A 19,227-nucleotide genomic window follows, 5' to 3' on the forward strand; every position below is an offset into this window, starting at 1 on the left:
TCCGAAAGGCAGAGAAGAATATGTTATCCCCGCAGTGCTATCAAAAAATCGATCGGGAGCTGGCCAAGTACCCAGCCGATCAACGCCAGTCGGCCGTGATGGCCTCGCTCGCCCACGCCCAGGTCGAACTGGGCTGGCTGTCGCCAGAGACGATGCAGGAACTCGCCGATTACATCCAGATGCCGGCCATTGCCGTGCAAGAGGTGGCGACTTTCTACAATATGTTCAACGTCAAGCCGGTTGGCCAGCACAAGATCACCGTGTGCACCAACCTGCCATGCGCATTGTCGGGCGGCGAACGCGCAGCCCAGCGCATCAAGGACGCCCTGAACATCGACTTCCGTGACACCACGGCGGACGGCAAGTTCACGCTGATGGAGGGCGAGTGCATGGGCGCCTGCGGCGACGCACCCGTCATGCTGGTGAACAACCACCGCATGTGTTCGTTCATGAGCGACGCCAAGATCGACGCCCTGCTTGAGGAACTGAACAAATGACCAGCCTGCACGATCGTCACATCAAGCCGCTGATCCTGAAGGATCTGAACGGCACCAACTGGCACCTGACCGACTACGTCAACCGTGGTGGTTACTCGGCGCTGCGCCGTATCATCGAAGAAAAGATCACGCCCGAGCAGATCATCGCCGACATGAAGGCGTCGGGCCTGCGCGGCCGCGGCGGCGCCGGTTTCCCGACCGGCCTGAAGTGGAGCTTCATGCCGCGCCAGTTCCCGGGCCAGAAATACCTCGTCTGCAATACCGACGAAGGCGAGCCAGGCACGTTCAAGGACCGCGACATCATTCGCTACAACCCGCATGCGCTGATCGAAGGCATGGCCATCGGCGCCTACGCGATGGGTATCACCGTGGGTTACAACTATATCCACGGCGAGATCTTCGAAGACTACCTGCGCTTTGAAGAAGCGCTGGAAGAAGCGCGCGCCGCGGGCTTTTTGGGCGACAACATCCTGGGCAGCACGTTCTCGTTCCAGCTGCACGCGCACCACGGTTACGGCGCCTACATCTGCGGCGAAGAAACCGCACTGCTCGAGTCGCTCGAAGGCAAGAAGGGCCAGCCGCGCTTCAAGCCGCCGTTCCCGGCCTCGTTCGGCCTGTACGGCAAGCCAACAACGATCAACAACACCGAGACCTTCGCTGCGGTCCCGTTCATCCTGAACATCGGCGCCGAGAACTACATGGCGCTGGGCAAGCCGAACAACGGCGGCACCAAGATCTTCTCGATCTCGGGCGACGTCGAGCGGCCAGGCAACTACGAAGTTCCGCTGGGTACGCCATTTGCGACCCTGATGGAACTGGCCGGTGGCATGCGCGGTGGCAAGAAGATCAAGGCCGTGATTCCAGGCGGTTCGTCGGCGCCAGTCGTGCCGGGCGAACAGATGATGCAAACCGATCTCGACTACGATTCGATCGCCAAGGCCGGCTCGATGCTCGGTTCGGGCGCCGTGATCGTGATGGACGAGACGCGCTGCATGGTCAAGTCGCTGCTGCGCCTGTCGTACTTCTATTACGAAGAATCGTGCGGCCAGTGCACGCCATGCCGCGAAGGCACGGGCTGGATGTACCGCATGGTTCACCGCATCGAGCATGGCCAGGGCCGACCGGACGACATGGATCTTCTGAACAATATCGCTGACAACATCAAGGGCCGCACGATTTGCGCGCTCGGCGATGCGGCAGCGATGCCAGTGCAGGCCATGATCAAGCACTTCCGCGAAGAATTTGAATATCACATTGAGCACAAGCACTGCCTCGTGCCCTCATACCTTTAAACCAGGTCAGGTAACGATCCCATGGTTGAAATTGAATTAGACGGCAAGAAAGTTGAAGTCCCACCGGGTTCGATGGTGATGGACGCCGCAAACAAGCTCGGAACGTACATTCCGCACTTCTGCTATCACAAGAAATTGTCGATCGCTGCGAACTGCCGCATGTGCCTCGTCGAAGTGGAAAAGGCGCCGAAGCCTTTGCCAGCGTGCGCGACCCCGGTCTCGCCGGGCATGATCGTGCGCAGCCACAGCGACAAGGCCGTGCAGGCCCAGAAGTCGGTGATGGAATTTTTGCTCATCAACCATCCGCTCGACTGCCCGATCTGCGATCAGGGCGGCGAATGCCAGTTGCAGGATCTGGCCGTGGGCTATGGCAAGAGCGGTTCGCGCTACGAAGAAGAAAAGCGCGTGGTGGCCCCGAAGGAAGCGGGCCCGCTGATCTCGATGGAAGAGATGTCGCGTTGCATCCAGTGCACCCGTTGCGTGCGTTTCGGCCAGGAAGTGGCCGGCGTCATGGAATTCGGCATGCTGGGCCGCGGCGAGCATTCCGAGATCACGACGTTCGTCGGCAAGACCGTCGACTCGGAAGTCTCGGGCAACATGATCGACCTGTGCCCGGTCGGCGCGCTTACCAGCAAGCCATTCCGTTATTCGGCCCGTCCATGGGAACTGCAGCGCCGCAAGTCGGTCTCGCCGCACGATTCGCTGGGCGCGAACCTGATTGTTCAGGTCAAGGGTGGCCGCGTCATGCGCGTGCTGCCGCTCGAGAATGAAGCGGTCAACGAATGCTGGCTGTCGGACAAAGAGCGTTTCTCGTACGAAGCGCTGAACAACACCGACCGCCTGACCAAGCCGATGATCAAGCAGGGCGGCATGTGGCAGGAAGCCGAGTGGCAGACCGCCCTCGAATACGTCGCCCACGGCTTGCGCAATATCCGTCACGAACACGGCGCCGATGCGATCGCTGCCGTCGCGACTGCGCACTCGACCGTCGAAGAACTGCACCTGCTGAACAAGGCCATGCGTGGCATGGGCTCCGACAACGTCGAGTTCCGCCTGCGCCAGAGCGATTTTTCGCTCGACGGCCAGGTCACGCCATGGCTCGGCATGCCGATCGCCCAGCTGAGCACGCTCAAGCGCGCACTGGTCATCGGTTCGTTCCTGCGCAAGGATCACCCGCTGGTCACGACGCGTCTGCGCGCCGCCACCAAGTCGGGCCTGCGCCTGTCGCTGGTCGCTGGCGCAGACGACGAACTCTTGATGAAGGTCGCGCACAAACTGATCGCCGCGCCGAGCGACTGGCTCGTCGCACTGTCGGAAATCGTCGTTGCCATCGCTGCCGACAAGGGCATCGCGGCGCCAGCCGGTTTCGAACAAATCGAAGCATCGGACATCGCCAAAGCCATCGCCGCGTCGCTGGTCGTCGTTGGCGACGTTGAACTGCCAGGCGCGATCCTGCTGGGCAACGCTGCTGCACAACATCCGCAAGCATCGAAAATCCACGCCGCCGCGCAGTGGATCGCCGAGCAGACCGGTTGCTCGTTCGGTTACCTGGTCGAGTCGGCCAACACGATCGGCGGCCACCTGGTGGGCGCCACGTCGGGCAAGAACGAAGCACCGTTCGCCACGCCGAAAAAAGCCTATGTGCTGCTGAACGCCGAGCCGCAACTGGACGCTGCCAATCCGCAGCAAGCCAGTGCCGCTCTGGCCGGCGCCGAGATGGTCGTCGTCATGTCGGCCTTCAAGCATGGCTTGGACTACGCCGACGTGCTGCTGCCAATCGCGCCGTTCTCGGAAACTTCGGGCACGTTCGTCAATTGCGAAGGCCGCGCACAGAGCTTCAACGGCACCGTGCGTCCGCTGGGTGACACGCGTCCAGCCTGGAAAGTGCTGCGCGTGCTGGGTAACCTGCTGGGCCTGCAGGGCTTCGACTACGACACGTCGGAATCGATCCGCGACGAGCTGTTCGGCAAGGGTGTTACCGATCTGTCGGGCAAGCTGAACAACAAAGCCACGCTGGCACCGACCGTTGGCGCCTATGCGCCAGCGGGCCAGCTCGAGCGCGTGACCGACGTGCCGGTGTACTTCACCGATGCGCTGGCACGCCGCGCCGAACCGCTGCAGCGCACCGCGGATGCGAACGCGCCGCTGGTCACGCTTTCGAAAGCGGTGGCTGAATCGATCGGCGTCAAGGCCGGCGACAGCGTCACCGTCACGCAAGGCAGCGGTTCGGCCGTGCTGGTGGCCGATGTCGACGCCACGCTGCCATCGAACGCAGTGCGGGTCGCCGCGGGCCATCCGGCCGTGGCAGGCCTGGGCGCCATGTTCGGTTCCATCCAAGTTGCAAAAGCAGGGGAGAGCAAGTAATGGCCGCGCCCGGTTACATTGATTCATTCAACGCCGGCGGTGCAGACCTGCTCGGCCCGGTCTGGCCGATTGTCTGGACCCTGATCAAGATCATCGCGGTGCTGGCGCCGCTGATGATCGCGATCGCCTACGCCACGCTGTGGGAACGCAAGTTCATCGGCTGGATCCAGATCCGCGTGGGTCCAAACCGCGTCGGTCCTGGCGGCCTGCTGCAGCCAATGGCCGACGGCCTGAAGCTCCTGATCAAAGAGATCGTGATCCCGGCCAAGGCGAGCAAGAGCCTGTTCGTGATCGGTCCGGTCATGACGATCATGCCCGCACTGGCTGCCTGGTCGGTCATTCCATTCGGTCCGCAATTTGCGCTGGCCAACGTGAACGCCGGCGTGCTGCTGCTGATGGCGATCACCTCGGTCGAGGTCTACGGCATCATCATCGCCGGCTGGGCGTCGAACTCGAAGTACTCGTTCATGGGCGCCATGCGCGCATCGGCCCAGATGATCTCGTACGAAATCCCGATGGGCTTCGTGCTGGTGGTCGTGCTGATGGTCACGGGCAGCCTGAACCTGTCGGACATCGTCGCCGGTCAGCAGATGGGCACGTTCGCCGGCTGGGGTGTCAACTTCCTGTCGTGGAACTGGCTGCCGCTGTTCCCGCTGTTCATCATCTATCTGGTGTCGGGCCTGGCCGAGTGCGGCCGTCACCCGTTCGACGTGATCGAAGGTGAATCCGAGATCGTTGCCGGTCACATGGTCGAGTACTCGGGCATGTCGTACGCGATGTTCATGCTGGCCGAATACGGCAACATGATCCTGATCGCCTGCCTGGCGTCACTGTTCTTCCTCGGCGGCTGGTCGGCACCATTCAGCTTCCTCGAAGTGGGCGGCACCCTGGGCGGCTTCATCGGCTTCTTCTGGCTGTTCCTGAAAACGTTCTGCCTGGTTACGTTCTTCATCTGGGTGCGCGGTACGTTCCCACGTTACCGTTACGACCAGATCATGCGTCTGGGCTGGAAAGTGTTCATTCCGATCACGCTGATCTGGCTGGTGTTCATCGCCGCCTGGATGCAGACGTCGTGGAATATTTGGAAGTAAGGGGACGCACATGTCACGTATGAAAGAAATCCTCGGCAGCCTGATGCTGACCGAGTTGATCAAGGGCCTGGCCCTGACCGGCCGCTACGCTCTGTCGCGCTCGATCACGGTCCAGTACCCGGAAGAAAAGACCCCGATGTCGAACCGCTTCCGCGGTCTGCATGCGCTGCGTCGCTACCCCAACGGGGAAGAGCGCTGCATCGCCTGCAAACTGTGCGAAGCAGTCTGCCCGGCCATGGCGATCACGATCGAGTCGACCCAGCGCGAAGACGGCACCCGCCGCACCTCGCGCTACGACATCGACCTGACCAAGTGCATCTTCTGCGGCTTCTGCGAAGAATCGTGCCCGGTCGATTCGATCGTCGAAACGCACGTGCTGGAATATCACGGCGAAAAACGCGGCGACCTCTATTACACCAAAGAGATGCTGCTGGCCGTGGGTGACCGCTACGAAACCGAGATTGCCGCTGCCCGCGAGGCGGACGCCAAGTTCCGCTAAGTGTTAATTACAAGAGGCTCCTGGGTTAGTCATGACATTTACTGATATTTTGTTCTACGTGTTCGCGGCCGTGATGGTGCTGGCAGGCCTGCGCGTCATTACCGCCAAGAACCCGGTTCACGCCGCGCTGTTCCTGGTGCTGGCTTTCTTTAACGCCGCCGGTATCTGGCTGCTGCTGAAGGCCGAATTCCTCGCCATCGTGCTGGTGCTGGTCTATGTCGGCGCCGTCATGGTGCTGTTCCTGTTCGTCGTCATGATGCTCGATATTAATATCGACCGCATGCGCGAAGGTTTCTGGGGCTTCCTGCCACTGGCCGCCGGCGTCGGCGCCCTGATCGTGCTCGAAATGGGCGCGGTGCTGTGGCACGGCTACAGCAACTTCCAGCAAACCCCGGAAGCGGCTGCCCTGAACATTGGCGGCACCAAGGAACTGGGCCTGCAGATCTACACCCGCTATATCTACGGCTTTGAAATTGCCGCCGTGGTGCTGCTGGTGGCGATCATCGCTGCTGTCGCCCTGACGCTGCGCCGCCGCAAGGACAGCAAGGCCATCGATCCAGCCGACGCCGTGCGTGTGAAACGCAACGACCGCCTGAAGATCATCAAGGTCGCGACCGTGAACCAGCCGGCGATCGATGCCGCGAACGTGGCCAAGGCCGCTGCAGCCGCTGCTGCTGCCGCGCCAGCTGCTGCCGAACCGAAGGAAAGCAAATGACCGTCTCCCTCGCACACTATCTGATCCTGGGCGCGATCCTGTTCGCGATCTCGGTGGTCGGTATCTTCCTGAACCGGAAGAACATCATCATCTTGCTGATGGCCATCGAATTGATGCTGCTGGCGGTGAACCTGAACTTCATCGCGTTTTCCCACTACCTGGGCGACGCGGCGGGGCAGATCTTCGTGTTCTTCATTTTGACCGTCGCGGCCGCCGAAAGTGCAATCGGCCTGGCGATCCTGGTGGTCCTGTTCCGCAATCTGGACACGATCAACGTGGAAGACCTCGACAGCCTCAAGGGCTGATCGGTCTCGCTCGATAACTTATAACGAATAAGGTTCAACATGGCGGGGCAAATTTCAACCTCACTCTTACTGGCAGTGCCACTGGCACCGCTCGCAGGCTCGGCAATTGCCGGTCTGCTGGGTACCAAGTTCCTGGGCAATGTCGTCGGCCGCAAGGTGTCGCATACCGCGACCATCCTCGGCGTGGCGATCGCGCTGGTCATCTCGGTCATGACCCTGATGGCCGCGCTCGACGGCTTCACGCTCAACCAGGACCTGTACACCTGGATGACCGTCGGCACGCTCAAGCTGGCCGTCGGCTTCCAGATCGACACCCTGACCGCGATGATGATGTGCGTCGTCACGTCGGTGTCGCTGATGGTGCACATCTACACGATCGGCTACATGGCCGAGGATGACGGCTACAACCGCTTCTTCTCGTACATCTCGTTGTTCACGTTCGCCATGCTGATGCTGGTCATGTCCAACAACTTCCTGCAGCTGTTCTTTGGCTGGGAAGCAGTGGGCCTGGTCTCGTACCTGCTGATCGGCTTCTGGTACACGCGTCCAACGGCGATCTTCGCCAACATGAAGGCGTTCCTGGTCAACCGCGTCGGCGACTTCGGCTTCATCCTCGGTATCGGCCTGATCCTGGCCGCTGCCGGCACGATGAACTACGCCGAAGTGTTCGCCCAGGCCGACCAACTGGCCCTGATGACGGTGCCGGGCACCGACTGGCCGCTGCTGACCGCCGCCTGTATCTGCCTGTTCATCGGCGCGATGGGCAAGTCGGCGCAGTTCCCGCTGCACGTCTGGCTGCCTGACTCGATGGAAGGCCCGACCCCGATCTCGGCACTGATCCACGCTGCGACGATGGTTACCGCCGGCATCTTCATGGTGTCGCGCATGTCGCCGCTGTTCGAGCTGTCCGATGGCGCGCTGTCGTTCATCATCGTCATCGGTTCGATCACCGCGCTGTTCATGGGCTTCCTGGGCATCATTCAAAATGACATCAAGCGCGTTGTCGCTTATTCCACCCTTTCTCAGCTGGGTTACATGACCGTTGCTTTGGGCGTGTCGGCCTACTCGGTCGCCGCATTCCACCTGATGACGCACGCGTTCTTCAAGGCGCTGCTGTTCCTTGGCGCCGGCTCGGTCATCATGGGCATGCACCACGACCAGGACATGCGCAATATGGGCGGCCTGCGCAAGTACATGCCGATCACCTGGATCACTTCGCTGATCGGTTCGCTGGCCCTGATCGGTACGCCGTTCTTCTCGGGCTTCTACTCGAAGGATTCGATCATCGAAGCAGTGCACGCGAGTAATCTGCCAGGTACCGGCTTCGCGAACTTTGCGGTGCTGGCCGGTGTGTTCGTCACGGCGTTCTACTCGTTCCGCATGTACTTCCTCGTGTTCCATGGCGACGAGCGTTTCGGCAAAGCCCATGCGCATGATCATCATGACGATCACGCGCATCACAAGGCCGCTGCCAACGATCATTCGGATCCGCATGCACTGCACGATTCCGGTTCGCACCACGAAGAAGACGCGCACGACGACCATGGCCACCACGGCCTGGCCCCGGGCCAGAAGCCACACGAGTCCCCATGGGTCGTGACGGTGCCGCTGGTCCTGCTGGCAATCCCGTCGATGCTGATCGGTTTCTTCACGATCCAGCCGATGCTGCATGGCACGTTCTTCGATGGCGTCATCACCGTGAACCCGAACCACCCGGCCATGGCCGAGCTTGGCGAGATGTTCCACGGCGCAGCCGCGATGGCCCTGCACGGTCTGCAGACCGCACCGTTCTGGCTGGCACTGGCTGGCGTCGTTGCCGCCTACTACTGCTACATGATCAACCCACGCGTGCCGGCCTGGTTCTATGCCAAGTTCAAGCCGCTGCACACCCTGCTGGACAACAAGTACTACATGGATGCGTTCAACCAGAAAGTCTTCGCCGGCGGTTCGCTGCTGCTGGGCGGCGGCCTGTGGAAAGTGGGCGACCGCGGCCTGATCGACGGCCTGGTCGTCAACGGCAGCGCCAAGGCAGTCGGCTGGTTCTCGACCATCACCCGTAAAGCACAGACCGGTTACATCTACCACTATGCGTTCGTGATGATCGTTGGCGTGCTGGCGGCCATGCTGTACTTCTTCCCGTTCTGGCGCGGTTAATCACAGGCAGAGATAACGAAAAATGATGCAGTCTACAATTTCAACATTTCCACCGTACCTGAGCCTGGCCATCTGGCTCCCGATCCTGTTCGGCGTGCTGGTCCTGGCCGTCGGCCGCGACAAGAATGCCGGCATGGTACGCATGCTCTCGCTCGTGGGCGCCATCGTCAGCCTGTTGCCGACGATTCCCCTGATCACGAACTTCGACAACGCTGCGCACGGCATGCAGTTCTTCGAACAAGCGGCCTGGATCGATCGCTTCAACATCTTCTACCGCCTGGGTGTCGATGGTCTGTCGCTGTGGTTCGTGCCGCTGACCGCCTTCATCACGATCATCGTCGTGCTGGCGGCCTGGGAAGTGATCCAGGAACGTGTCGCCCAGTACATGGGTTCGTTCCTGATCCTGTCGGGTCTGATGATCGGCGTGTTCTGCGCGCTGGACGGCCTGCTGTTCTACTTCTTCTTCGAAGCGACGCTGATCCCGATGTTCATCATCATCGGCGTGTTCGGCGGCCCGAATCGCGTGTACGCGGCGTTCAAGTTCTTCCTGTACACCTTCTTCGGCTCGCTGCTGACGTTGGTCGCGATCATCTACCTGTACAACGCGTCGGGCACGTTCAACATCCTCGACTGGCACCTGCTGCCATTGACGATGAAAGAGCAGATCCTGATCTTCTGCGCGTTCTTCATGGCATTTGCCGTCAAGGTGCCGATGTGGCCAGTGCACACCTGGCTGCCGGATGCCCACGTCGAAGCGCCAACCGGCGGCTCGGTCGTGCTGGCTGCGATCATGCTGAAGCTCGGCGCATATGGTTTTCTCCGCTTCTCGCTGCCGATCACCCCGGACGCGAGCCAGTACCTGGCGCCGGTCGTCATCGTGCTGTCGCTGATCGCCGTGATCTACATCGGTCTGGTTGCGCTGGTCCAGAAGGACATGAAGAAACTGGTGGCGTACTCGTCGATTGCCCACATGGGCTTCGTCACGCTGGGCTTCTTCATGTTCAACGACCTGGGCGTGCAGGGCGGCCTGATGCAGGCGATCTCGCACGGCTTCGTGTCGGGCGCGATGTTCCTGTGTATCGGCGTGCTGTACGACCGTGTCCACTCGCGTGAAATCGCTGCCTACGGCGGTGTCGTCAACACGATGCCGAAGTTCGCTGCCTTCGCCGTGCTGTTCTCGATGGCCAATGCCGGCCTGCCGGCGACGTCGGGCTTCATCGGCGAGTTCATGGTCATCCTGGGCGCGGTCGAGTTCAACTTCTGGACCGGTCTTGCTTCGGGCACCGCGCTGATCCTGGGCGCCGCCTACTCGCTGTGGATGGTCAAGCGCGTCATCTTTGGCCCGGTCGCCAACAAGCATGTTGCCGAGCTGGTCGACCTGAACGGCCGCGAGTTCGCCATCCTGTCGGTGCTGGCCATCGCCACCCTGGCCATGGGCCTGTACCCTGCGCCGATCGCCGAGACCCTGCAGGTGTCGGTCACCGATCTCCTGCAACATGTCGCAGTCAGCAAAGTGCCTCAATAAAACGCCATGAACGAGATGAACACAACCCTGTTATCGGCGGTCGACACCAATCTGGTGCCGGTCTACGCCGAGATCTTCCTCCTGATCGCCACCTCGGCGATCCTGCTGATCGACATGTACCTGAAGGCCGGCAAGCGCAACCTGACGTATGCGCTGTCGCTGCTGGCAATCGCCGGTTGCGCCGTGTTCTCCTTCGTCGATTTCAATGCCGGCACGACCGTCTTCACCTTCAACGGGATGTACGTGTCCGACCCGATGTCGAATCTGCTCAAGCTGTTCACCTATGCAGCCACGGCCATGACCCTGGTCTACTCGCGCCAGTACATCGGCGAGCGCGACATGATGTCGGGCAACCTGGGCGGCGAGTTCTACGTGCTCGCGCTGTTCGCGATGCTGGGCCAGATGATCATGATCTCCGGTAACAGCATGCTGTCGATCTACCTGGGCCTCGAACTGATGTCGCTGTCGACCTACGCTCTCGTGGCCCTGCGCCGCGATCACGCGATCTCGACCGAAGCGGCGATGAAGTACTTCGTCCTCGGCGCACTGGCATCGGGCTTCCTGCTGTACGGCATGTCGATGATCTACGGTGCCACCGGTTCGCTGGACATCACCACGATCGGGCAGGTCACGAGCGCCAACGAGGCGGATCCGATGATCCTGGTCTTCGGCCTGGTGTTCCTGGTGGCTGGCCTGGCGTTCAAGCTCGGTGTCGTGCCATTCCACATGTGGGTACCGGACGTGGTGCAGGGCGCCCCGACGGCTGTCACGATCCTGCTGGGCGGCGCGCCGAAGCTGGCGACGTTCGCCATCATCATCCGCCTGCTGGTCGAAGCGCTGCCATCGATGGCCTTTGACTGGCAGCAGATGCTGATGGTCGTGGCCGTGCTGTCGCTGGCCTTCGGTAACATCACCGCGATCGCGCAGACCAATCTCAAGCGCATGCTGGCCTACTCGACCATTGCCCAGATGGGCTTTGTCGTGCTGGCCCTGGTGGTGGGCAATATCGGTGGCGATACGACCGATGCCGCCGCTGCCTACAGCGCTGGTATGTACTACACGATCATCTATGTGCTCACGACGGTCGGTACCTTTGGCCTGATCATGATGCTGGCGCGCGCCGGCCATGAAGCCGAGCTGATCAGCGACTTCAAGGGTCTCGGCAAGCGCAGCCCATGGTTCGCGATTGTCATGACCATCCTGATGTTCTCACTGGCTGGCGTGCCGCCGATGGTGGGCTTCATCGCCAAGTACGCGGTGCTGCAGGCCGTGGCCAATGCCGGCATGGTGTGGCTGGCGGTTGTGGCCGTGATGTTCTCGCTGATCGGTGCGTTCTACTACCTGCGCATCGTCAAGACCATCTGGTTCGACGAAGCAATCGACACCTCGGCCATCTCGACCCCGCTGGACATGCGCATCATCATGTCGCTCAACGGTGTGGCGATCGTGGTGATGGGCGTGATTCCAGGCAGCCTGCTGGCCGTCTGCTACAGCGCCATGCAAGCCACGCTGGCCAAGTAAGGCGTGGATCTGAACCTGGCCGCCTGGCTGGTGGTGCTGCTTGCACTGGCCGCCGCCAATCTGCCGTTCATCAACGAGCGCCTGTTCGGGCTCGTGACGCTCCCCAGCCGCAAGCCGGCCGGGGAGCGCCGCACCAAGCCGTTCCCGGTGCGGTTGCTCGAGCTGATCGTCCTGTACTTCGTGGTGGGCTTCATTGCCCGCCTGCTCGAATCGCGCATCGGGTCGGTGGCCGTGCAGACCTGGGAGTTTCATGCCGTGACCGGGTGCCTGTTCCTGGTACTGGCGTTTCCCGGCTTCGTGATGCGGTATCTGCACAAGCCACGCAGGTAGAGATCGGGCGGTTCGCTTATGATGCTTCGTATCGCAGCCTCAACGATAAGGAGCACATAGTGTCGGAACTGAAAGAAACCCGCCTTGATGGCGGCGTCGTCTACGATGGTCACTTCCTGAAGGTCGAACGCGACCGCATTCGTCTGCCGGATGGCAAGGAAAGCCACCGCGAATTCATCCGCCACCCCGGCGCCGTTGTCATCCTCCCGCTACTGCCCGATGGGCGCATCCTGCTGGAACGCCAGTTCCGCTACCCGAACGGCAAGGTCTTCATCGAATTCCCGGCCGGTAAAATCGATCCGGGCGAAGACCACCTCGATTGCGCCAAACGTGAACTGGTCGAAGAGACCGGCTACACGGCTGCCAAGTGGCGCTTCGTCTGCACCATCCACAATGCCATCGCCTACTCGGACGAGCACCTCGAGATCTTCCTGGCCGAAGACCTGACGCACGGCGAGCAACGGCTCGACGCCGGCGAATTCCTCGAACTGTTCAGTGTCACGTTGCCCGAACTGCTCGAACTCGTGCGCCGTGGCGAGATCACCGACGTCAAGACGATCATCGGCACGTTCTGGCTCGAGAAGATCCCGGCCGGCGACTGGACCCCCGCCTGAACACGATGCAGCCCTGGTTGTTTGCAGCAGTACTAATCCTGTTGGCCTCGTCGGTGTCGGCGCAAACCCGCACGCCGCTGCAGGCGCGCTGCGAAGACACGATCGGCGAGAGCATCTCGGTGTTGTCGACGCGCGAGCAGGGCTATCGCATCGACAACACGCGCTCGTATCATGACCTCACGCGCCTGATGCCCAGCGTGCGGCGCGGCTCGTGGGTGCTTGGCCTGACCCACACCGAAGCACGCGTGCGCATCAAGGTCGACGGGCGCATGCTGATCGACGCGGCGACGGGCTATGAATGCGTGGCGCCGCGCATTGACGTCAGTCTCGATTACGCGCCCATCGTTGTGTATGTGAGCCGTGAATTCCCGCCCGCATCGTGCGCCTACCGCGAAGTGCTGGCCCACGAAATGCGCCACCTGACGACCTACCAGACCTTCATGCCGAAAGCCGAAGCCACCGTGCGCGCCCGACTGGCGGCGCGCTTTGCCGGCAAGCCGCTGTACGCGCCCATCGGCCAGGCGCGGGGTCTGCTGCAGCGCGAGATCGACCGTAGCTGGATGCCCTACATTAAGGGTGAGATGGCGAAAGTGGAAGTGCTGCAGGCCGCGATCGATACGCCGCAGGAGTACGCCCGCCTGGGCAAGGTTTGTGCAGGTGAGGTACAGTCGTTGTTGAGACCTGCACGGCGTAATGGATGACAACCAGCTGTTGATGACAATGAACGAACAACCCGACGTAACCCGCCACGTGGCCCTGATTCCGGCCGCCGGTGTCGGCGCCCGCATGGCTGCCGGCAGTCCCAAGCAATACCTGCCGATCGGCGCCAAGCCCATGCTGCGCCACACGGTCGACGCCTTTCTATCCAGCCCGCTGATTGCGCACACCTATGTGGTTGTCAGCGCGGACGACCCGTTCATCGACACCGTGCTGCCGGACGCCAGCGATGACTCGAGCCGCGTGACGGTCCTTCGCTGCGGCGGCGCGACGCGCATGGAATCGATCCGCAACGGCTTGCACGCCGTGCGCGCCGCGCTGGCCGATACCGACCACGTTCTCGTGCACGACGCCGCGCGCCCCGGCCTGAACGCGGCGCTGATCGAACGCCTGATCACCGAGACAGGCGACCATCCGGCCGGCGGCCTGCTGGCCCTGCCGGTGGTGGATACCGTCAAGCGCAGGGGCGACGGCGGCCTTGCCACCGTCGATCGTGCCAACCTGTGGCTGGCCCAGACCCCGCAAATGTTTACCTACGCGCTGCTGTGCCGCGCGCTCGACGCGGCGACCGACCCTGCCGCGATCACCGACGACGCCAGCGCCGTGGAAGCTCTCGGCCTGGCCCCCAGGCTGGTCGAAGGGCACCCGCGCAATCTCAAAGTCACGCTGCCATCGGACATCCGCATCGCCGAGATGTACCTGGCCGCTGACGCCTCCATTTGACCAAGACAAGAAACGACCATCATGGCACTCGCATCCTACAATCCCACTCCACCGTTTCGTATCGGTACCGGCTATGACAACCACGCGCTCGTCGAAGGGCGCAAGCTCATCGTCGGCGGCGTGACGATCCCGCACCGCCTGGGCCTGCAAGGCCATTCGGATGCCGACGTGCTGCTGCACGCGATCATCGATTCGCTGCTGGGCGCGGCCGCGCTGGGCGACATCGGCAAGCACTTCCCGGACACCGACCCGATGTTCGCCGGCGCCGATTCGCGCACGCTGCTGCGCGAAGTGGGGCACCGCGTGCTGCAGTCCGGCTACACGATCGGCAATATCGACGCGACCATCATCGCGCAGCAACCGAAGATGGCACCGCACATCCCGCTGATGGTCTCGCGCATCGCCGAAGACCTGGGCGTCTCGCCGCAGCAGGTCAACATCAAGGCTAAGACCAACGAGAAGCTGGGCTATCTCGGGCGCGAAGAAGGCATGGCCGCGCAATCGACCGCATTGCTGATCCGCGCGCCAGCCGACTGATCCGTCGACTGATCGGTCAACCGATCGTTGCCCATGGCAGGGGTGGTGGCTCTATAATTGCCAAATGACAAACGCCTCCGCCCACCTGTCGCCGCGCGCGGCCTGGACCCTGATCCTGGTGGCCAGTGCCGTCATGATGATCACGACGGGGACGCGTCTCACGAGCGGCCTGTTTCTGTCGCCATTGAACACGGCCACCGGCCTGGGCGTGGCCACGATCAGCTTCGTGATGGCGGTGGCGCAGCTGATGTGGGGCGTGGCGCAGCCGGTCTTTGGCGCCGTGGCCGACAAGTATGGCCCGGGTCGCGTGATTGCGCTGGGCGGCGTGATGCTGGCGGTCGGCACGGCCGCCACGCCGTTCGTCGGGTCCGAATGGGCGCTGCTGCTGACAATGGGTTTCCTGTCGGCGGCCGGAGCAGGGGCGGGCAGCTTCTCGATCCTGATCGGCGCCACGGCCCAGCGCCTGCCGCCCGAGCGCCGCGCGTTCGCGTCCGGCTTCATCAATGCCGGTGGCTCGTTCGGCCAGTTCGCGCTGGCCCCGCTGATGGGCGCGATCATCGCCGGCGCTGGCTGGATCGTGGCGATGCTCACGCTGGCGGCCACCGCGTTGCTGACCATTCCGCTGGCCTGGCCGCTGCGCCGCAAGCGCGCCGCCGTTGCGCCAGCATTGCCGACGGCAGCACCGGCAGCACCGGCAGCACCGGCGGTACCACCCGTCGCCCTCGGCCAGCAACTGCGCCAGGCACTGCGCGACCGCAGCTACCTGTGCCTGCATGCAGGCTTCTTCACCTGCGGCTTTCACATCGCCTTTCTCGTCACCCACCTGCCGGGCGAAGTCGCCATGTGCGGCTTGCCGACGACCGTGTCGGCCACGGCGCTTGCGCTGATCGGCCTGTTCAACATCGCCGGCAGCCTGTCGGCTGGCATGCTGGCCTCGCGTTACCGGATGAAGTCGCTGCTGTTCTGGATCTACGCGAGCCGCGTCGTCATCGTCGGCCTGTATCTGCTGGCGCCCAAGACGGCCTGGACCTTTTATATTTTCGCCGGCGCGCTGGGCTTTACCTGGCTGGCCACGGTGCCGCCAACCGCAGGGCTGGTGGGCAAGCTGTTTGGTGTGCGCTACCTGGCCACGCTGTTCGGCATGACCTTGCTGTCGCACCAGATCGGCGGCTTCTTCGGCGCCTGGCTGGGCGGACTGGCCGTCGTGCACACGGGTGACTACAGCTGGATGTGGTACGCCGACATGGCCCTGGCGGCGGCTGCCGCACTGATCAATCTGCCGATCCGCGAGGCGCATGTGGTGCGCGCACCCGCGCTGGCGAAGGCGTAACGATGGCGCGCGATGCATGGGCATACCGCGAGGTGGCGGTGGAGTCAAGGCTGGACTGGCGCGGCCGGCCGTGCATTTCGCCTGTCTCGGGGCAGGCGTTTTCAACGGGCATGCGGGTGCAATGTTCGCGCCGCCTGCTCGACCTGGCGCAGTACCCGCTTGGCACGGCGTTCCTGCTGTCGGTGCGCATCAGCGACCGCCAGGGCGGCGCGCCGTTCCTGTATGCCTGGCATGGCGACCCGGTGGTGGTCCTGACCAAGGCAGGGCGCAAGCGCTTCCTGCAGATGTACCGGCGCCTGCGCCTGTAACGGCCCAGCGTCGCAGTGAAAATGGGTATCATGAGAGATCGATAACACATCATGCATAATCAAAGGATCCCCATGACCACCAAGAAAATCGCCGTCCTCGTCGGCAGCCTGCGCAAGGAATCGTTCACCCGCCGCGTTGCCAACAGCCTCATCGCGGTGGCCCCGGACGGCTTTGAACTGACGATCGTCGAATTGCGCGACCTGCCGCTGTACAACGAGGACGACGAAACCGACACGCCGCCGCCGGCATTCACGGTGTTCCGCGAGGCGATTCAAGGCGCCGACGCCATCCTGTTCTGCACGCCCGAATACAACCGCTCGGTGCCAGGTTCGCTCAAGAACGCGATCGACGTCGGCTCGCGCCCGTATGGCAAGGCGGCGTTTGCCGACAAGCCGTGCGCCGTGGTCAGCGTCTCGCCCGGCGCCCTGGGCGGCTTCGGCGCCAACCACCACCTGCGTCAGATGCTGCCGTTCCTGAACATGCCGACGATGCCGGCGCCAGAGGCCTATATTGGCGGCGTCGCCAGCAAGTACGAGGGCGACCGGCTGGTCGACGACAGCGCCCGCGCCTTCTTTGAAAAATTCATGGCCGCATTTGGCGCCTGGGTCACGCAGCACGCCCGATGAGCCGGGCGACTGACAGCCACGCCGTACCGATCGCGCCGCGCGATATGCCAACCCTGCTGGGCCGCCCGCCCGGCGGCTGGCGCGCGCGCATGTTCGACGTCATCTTCGGCACCGACACGCCGGCCGGGCGCCGCTTCGACCTCGCGCTGGTGGCGATCATCCTGCTCAGCATCCTCACCGTGGTGCTCGACAGCGTGCCTGCCATCGGCCGGCGCTACGCGGCGCAGATGTCGGTGCTCGAATGGACGTTTACGATCTTCTTCACGCTCGAGTACCTCGCGCGTCTGGTCTGCGTCCAGCGCCCGATGCGCTATGCGCGCAGCTTCTATGGCGTGATCGATCTGGTCTCGGTGCTGCCGACCTGGATTTCACTGCTGGTCCCGGGCAGCCAGGTCTTTCTCGACGTGCGCATCCTGCGGCTGCTGCGCATCTTCCGCATCCTCAAGCTCACGCGTTATGTCGACGAGTACACGCGCCTGGGTGAGGCGCTCGTGGCCAGCAAGCGCAAGATCATGGTGTTCCTGTCGGTCGTGCTGATGCTGATCCTGATTCTCGGCACCGTGATGTATGTGGTCGAGGGGCCCGAAAGCGGCTTCACCAGCATCCCGATGGCGATGTACTGGGCCACCGTGACGATCACGACGGTCGGCTATGGCGACATCACGCCGCACACGCATCTGGGCAAGGCGATTGCCTCGTTCATGATGCTGCTCGGCTGGGGCATCCTGGCGGTGCCGACCGGGATCGTCAGCGCCGAGATGACTTCGCAGAAACTGGCGCGTCACGCGCCGCGCGGCGAACCCCGCAGCTGCAGCGCCTGCGGCAGCACGGGCCACGATCCGCGCGCGCAGTTCTGCAAGGATTGCGGCGCCGGCCTGGCGGCAGACCAGGCCTGACGGCAGGGGCGTCAATCGAGCGTGATGTTCGCCTTCTTGATGACCTTGTTCCAGTAATCGAGCTCGCCCGTCACGAGAGTGGCGACGGCAGGCGGATTCAGATAGCGGATTTCGACACCCTGCGCATCGGCCTGTTTTTTCGCTTCCGGCGTCTCCAGCGCGCCCTTCACGCCATTGGTCAATTGCGTGACGAGAGCGGGCGGTGTGCCCGCCGGCGCGAACAGGCCTACCCAGGCTTCGAGCGTGAACTCGGGATAGCCGGCTTCGGCCGTCGTCGGTATCTGCGGCAGCATCGGATGACGCGCCTTGCCGGCGATGGCCAGCGCCTTCAGTTTGCCGGACTGGACATGCTGCATCACCGACGGTGGCGTCGTGATGAACACGTGCACGCGCCCTGACAGCACGTCCGCGATCGCCTGGCCGGAACCCTTGTACGGGACGTGCAGCATATTCGTGCCGGTCTGCTGCTTGAACAGCTCGGTGCCGATATGCGACAGCGAACCGTTGCCCTGCGACGCGTAGCTGAATTTGCCGGGATTCTTTTTCAGGTACGCCACCAGTTCACCCAGCGTGTTGACTGGCAGGGACGGGTGCACGGCCACGACATTGGTTGCGGTGACCAGCAGCGCGACGGGCGTGAAATCCTTCGGCGCCCATGGCAGCTTCGTCATCAGGGACGGATTGGCGGTGTGATACGCCGAATACGACACCAGCAGCGTGGCGCCGTCCGGCGCCGAGCGGGCCACCGTCTGGTAGGCGATATTGCCGCTGCCGCCAGGCCGGTTGTCGACGACGACCGTGTGCTTGAGCAGCTGCCCGAGCGGTTGCGCGACCACGCGCGCGGCCGTGTCGACCACGCCACCGGGCGGGTTGGGAACGATCAGCGTGATCGGCTTGGATGGCAGCGATTGGGCAAGGGCTGTGGCTGAAGCGAGCAGCAGCAGGCTGCCGGCAAAGGTGCGAAGCATCGTACGTCTCCTGTGAATGTGTCTGTCATGACCCGCTCTCGGGGGCGGGCTTTGGGTGCAGCAAGGTACAAGCCAATGTACTGACTTATCGCCGGGCTGGCATTCGTATTATCGGTCGTGCAGTCTTCGCATTCCGCGAAGCCTTCGTCATCCGCGAAACGGGAATTGCCGATTCAGGGATTCCCCGGCCATCGCAATCCGGGCCACACTCGGT

Annotated in this window: 20 protein-coding genes; 19 read left to right on the top strand and 1 reads right to left on the bottom strand. The window is 62.9% G+C overall.

The genetic code is table 11. The features are described 5' to 3' along the window. Nucleotides 1-20 precede the first annotated feature (20 nt). The 19 genes from nuoE (at nt 21) to IFU00_06435 (ending at nt 18,045) form a co-directional block, all read left to right on the top strand. Nucleotides 21-497, top strand: a complete 477-nt coding sequence (nuoE, locus tag IFU00_06345) for an NADH-quinone oxidoreductase subunit NuoE (GenBank protein MBD8541906.1) — start codon at nt 21-23, stop codon at nt 495-497. Further along, nucleotides 494-1,789 carry an NADH-quinone oxidoreductase subunit NuoF gene (gene nuoF / locus IFU00_06350; protein ID MBD8541907.1) on the top strand — a complete coding sequence of 432 codons (1,296 nt, stop codon included), beginning with the start codon at nt 494-496 and terminating at the stop codon, nt 1,787-1,789. The genes nuoE and nuoF overlap by 4 nt, the downstream gene beginning before the upstream one ends. Before the next feature lie 21 nt (nt 1,790-1,810). Beyond that, nucleotides 1,811-4,153: an NADH-quinone oxidoreductase subunit G gene (locus IFU00_06355; GenBank protein MBD8541908.1), complete on the top strand. Its 2,343-nt coding sequence runs from the start codon at nt 1,811-1,813 to the stop codon at nt 4,151-4,153. Continuing rightward, nucleotides 4,153-5,244, top strand: a complete 1,092-nt coding sequence (nuoH, locus tag IFU00_06360) for an NADH-quinone oxidoreductase subunit NuoH (protein ID MBD8541909.1) — start codon at nt 4,153-4,155, stop codon at nt 5,242-5,244. Before IFU00_06355 ends, nuoH begins: the two co-directional genes overlap by 1 nt. A 10-nt stretch (nt 5,245-5,254) precedes the next feature. Beyond that, the gene (nuoI, locus tag IFU00_06365; GenBank protein ID MBD8541910.1) at nt 5,255-5,743 is read left to right on the top strand and encodes an NADH-quinone oxidoreductase subunit NuoI; all 489 of its coding nucleotides are present in this window, start codon (nt 5,255-5,257) and stop codon (nt 5,741-5,743) included. A 31-nt stretch (nt 5,744-5,774) separates the two neighbouring features. Next, nucleotides 5,775-6,458, top strand: coding sequence for an NADH-quinone oxidoreductase subunit J (locus tag IFU00_06370; protein MBD8541911.1), 684 nt, complete (start codon nt 5,775-5,777; stop codon nt 6,456-6,458). Further along, nucleotides 6,455-6,763 (top strand): NADH-quinone oxidoreductase subunit NuoK, encoded by a 309-nt coding sequence (gene nuoK, locus IFU00_06375; protein ID MBD8541912.1) that lies wholly within the window; start codon nt 6,455-6,457, stop codon nt 6,761-6,763. Before IFU00_06370 ends, nuoK begins: the two co-directional genes overlap by 4 nt. A 39-nt stretch (nt 6,764-6,802) precedes the next feature. Further along, nucleotides 6,803-8,917 carry an NADH-quinone oxidoreductase subunit L gene (gene nuoL / locus IFU00_06380; GenBank protein MBD8541913.1) on the top strand — a complete coding sequence of 705 codons (2,115 nt, stop codon included), beginning with the start codon at nt 6,803-6,805 and terminating at the stop codon, nt 8,915-8,917. Between the two features lie 22 nt (nt 8,918-8,939). Further along, entirely contained in the window at nt 8,940-10,442 is a 1,503-nt protein-coding gene (locus tag IFU00_06385) for an NADH-quinone oxidoreductase subunit M (protein MBD8541914.1), read from the top strand. A 15-nt stretch (nt 10,443-10,457) separates the two neighbouring features. Beyond that, nucleotides 10,458-11,963, top strand: a complete 1,506-nt coding sequence (gene nuoN, locus IFU00_06390) for an NADH-quinone oxidoreductase subunit NuoN (protein MBD8541915.1) — start codon at nt 10,458-10,460, stop codon at nt 11,961-11,963. Nucleotides 11,964-11,966: 3 nt separating this feature from the next. Then, nucleotides 11,967-12,293, top strand: coding sequence for a DUF2818 family protein (locus tag IFU00_06395; protein MBD8541916.1), 327 nt, complete (start codon nt 11,967-11,969; stop codon nt 12,291-12,293). A gap of 56 nt (nt 12,294-12,349) precedes the next feature. Beyond that, nucleotides 12,350-12,907, top strand: a complete 558-nt coding sequence (locus IFU00_06400) for an NUDIX hydrolase (protein MBD8541917.1) — start codon at nt 12,350-12,352, stop codon at nt 12,905-12,907. A 5-nt stretch (nt 12,908-12,912) separates the two neighbouring features. Continuing rightward, on the top strand, nt 12,913-13,608 hold the full coding sequence (locus IFU00_06405) for a hypothetical protein (GenBank protein MBD8541918.1): 696 nt from the start codon (nt 12,913-12,915) through the stop codon (nt 13,606-13,608). Between the two features lie 19 nt (nt 13,609-13,627). Beyond that, the gene (locus IFU00_06410) at nt 13,628-14,347 is read left to right on the top strand and encodes a 2-C-methyl-D-erythritol 4-phosphate cytidylyltransferase (GenBank protein MBD8541919.1); all 720 of its coding nucleotides are present in this window, start codon (nt 13,628-13,630) and stop codon (nt 14,345-14,347) included. 21 nt (nt 14,348-14,368) lie between these two features. Continuing rightward, nucleotides 14,369-14,884, top strand: coding sequence for a 2-C-methyl-D-erythritol 2,4-cyclodiphosphate synthase (locus tag IFU00_06415; GenBank protein MBD8541920.1), 516 nt, complete (start codon nt 14,369-14,371; stop codon nt 14,882-14,884). 64 nt (nt 14,885-14,948) lie between these two features. Then, nucleotides 14,949-16,214 (top strand): MFS transporter, encoded by a 1,266-nt coding sequence (locus tag IFU00_06420; protein MBD8541921.1) that lies wholly within the window; start codon nt 14,949-14,951, stop codon nt 16,212-16,214. 2 nt (nt 16,215-16,216) lie between these two features. Continuing rightward, on the top strand, nt 16,217-16,522 hold the full coding sequence (locus IFU00_06425; protein ID MBD8541922.1) for a hypothetical protein: 306 nt from the start codon (nt 16,217-16,219) through the stop codon (nt 16,520-16,522). Nucleotides 16,523-16,594: 72 nt separating this feature from the next. Beyond that, nucleotides 16,595-17,149, top strand: a complete 555-nt coding sequence (locus IFU00_06430; protein MBD8541923.1) for an NAD(P)H-dependent oxidoreductase — start codon at nt 16,595-16,597, stop codon at nt 17,147-17,149. After that, nucleotides 17,146-18,045 (top strand): ion transporter, encoded by a 900-nt coding sequence (locus IFU00_06435; GenBank protein MBD8541924.1) that lies wholly within the window; start codon nt 17,146-17,148, stop codon nt 18,043-18,045. Before IFU00_06430 ends, IFU00_06435 begins: the two co-directional genes overlap by 4 nt. 11 nt (nt 18,046-18,056) lie before the next feature. Here IFU00_06435 and IFU00_06440 read toward each other — a convergent pair whose 3' ends face one another. Continuing rightward, nucleotides 18,057-19,013 carry a tripartite tricarboxylate transporter substrate binding protein gene (locus IFU00_06440; protein MBD8541925.1) on the bottom strand — a complete coding sequence of 319 codons (957 nt, stop codon included), beginning with the start codon at nt 19,011-19,013 and terminating at the stop codon, nt 18,057-18,059. Between the last annotated feature and the right edge of the window lie 214 nt (nt 19,014-19,227).

Source organism: Oxalobacteraceae sp. CFBP 8761, assembly GCA_014841595.1.
Taxonomy (GTDB): domain Bacteria; phylum Pseudomonadota; class Gammaproteobacteria; order Burkholderiales; family Burkholderiaceae_D; genus Telluria.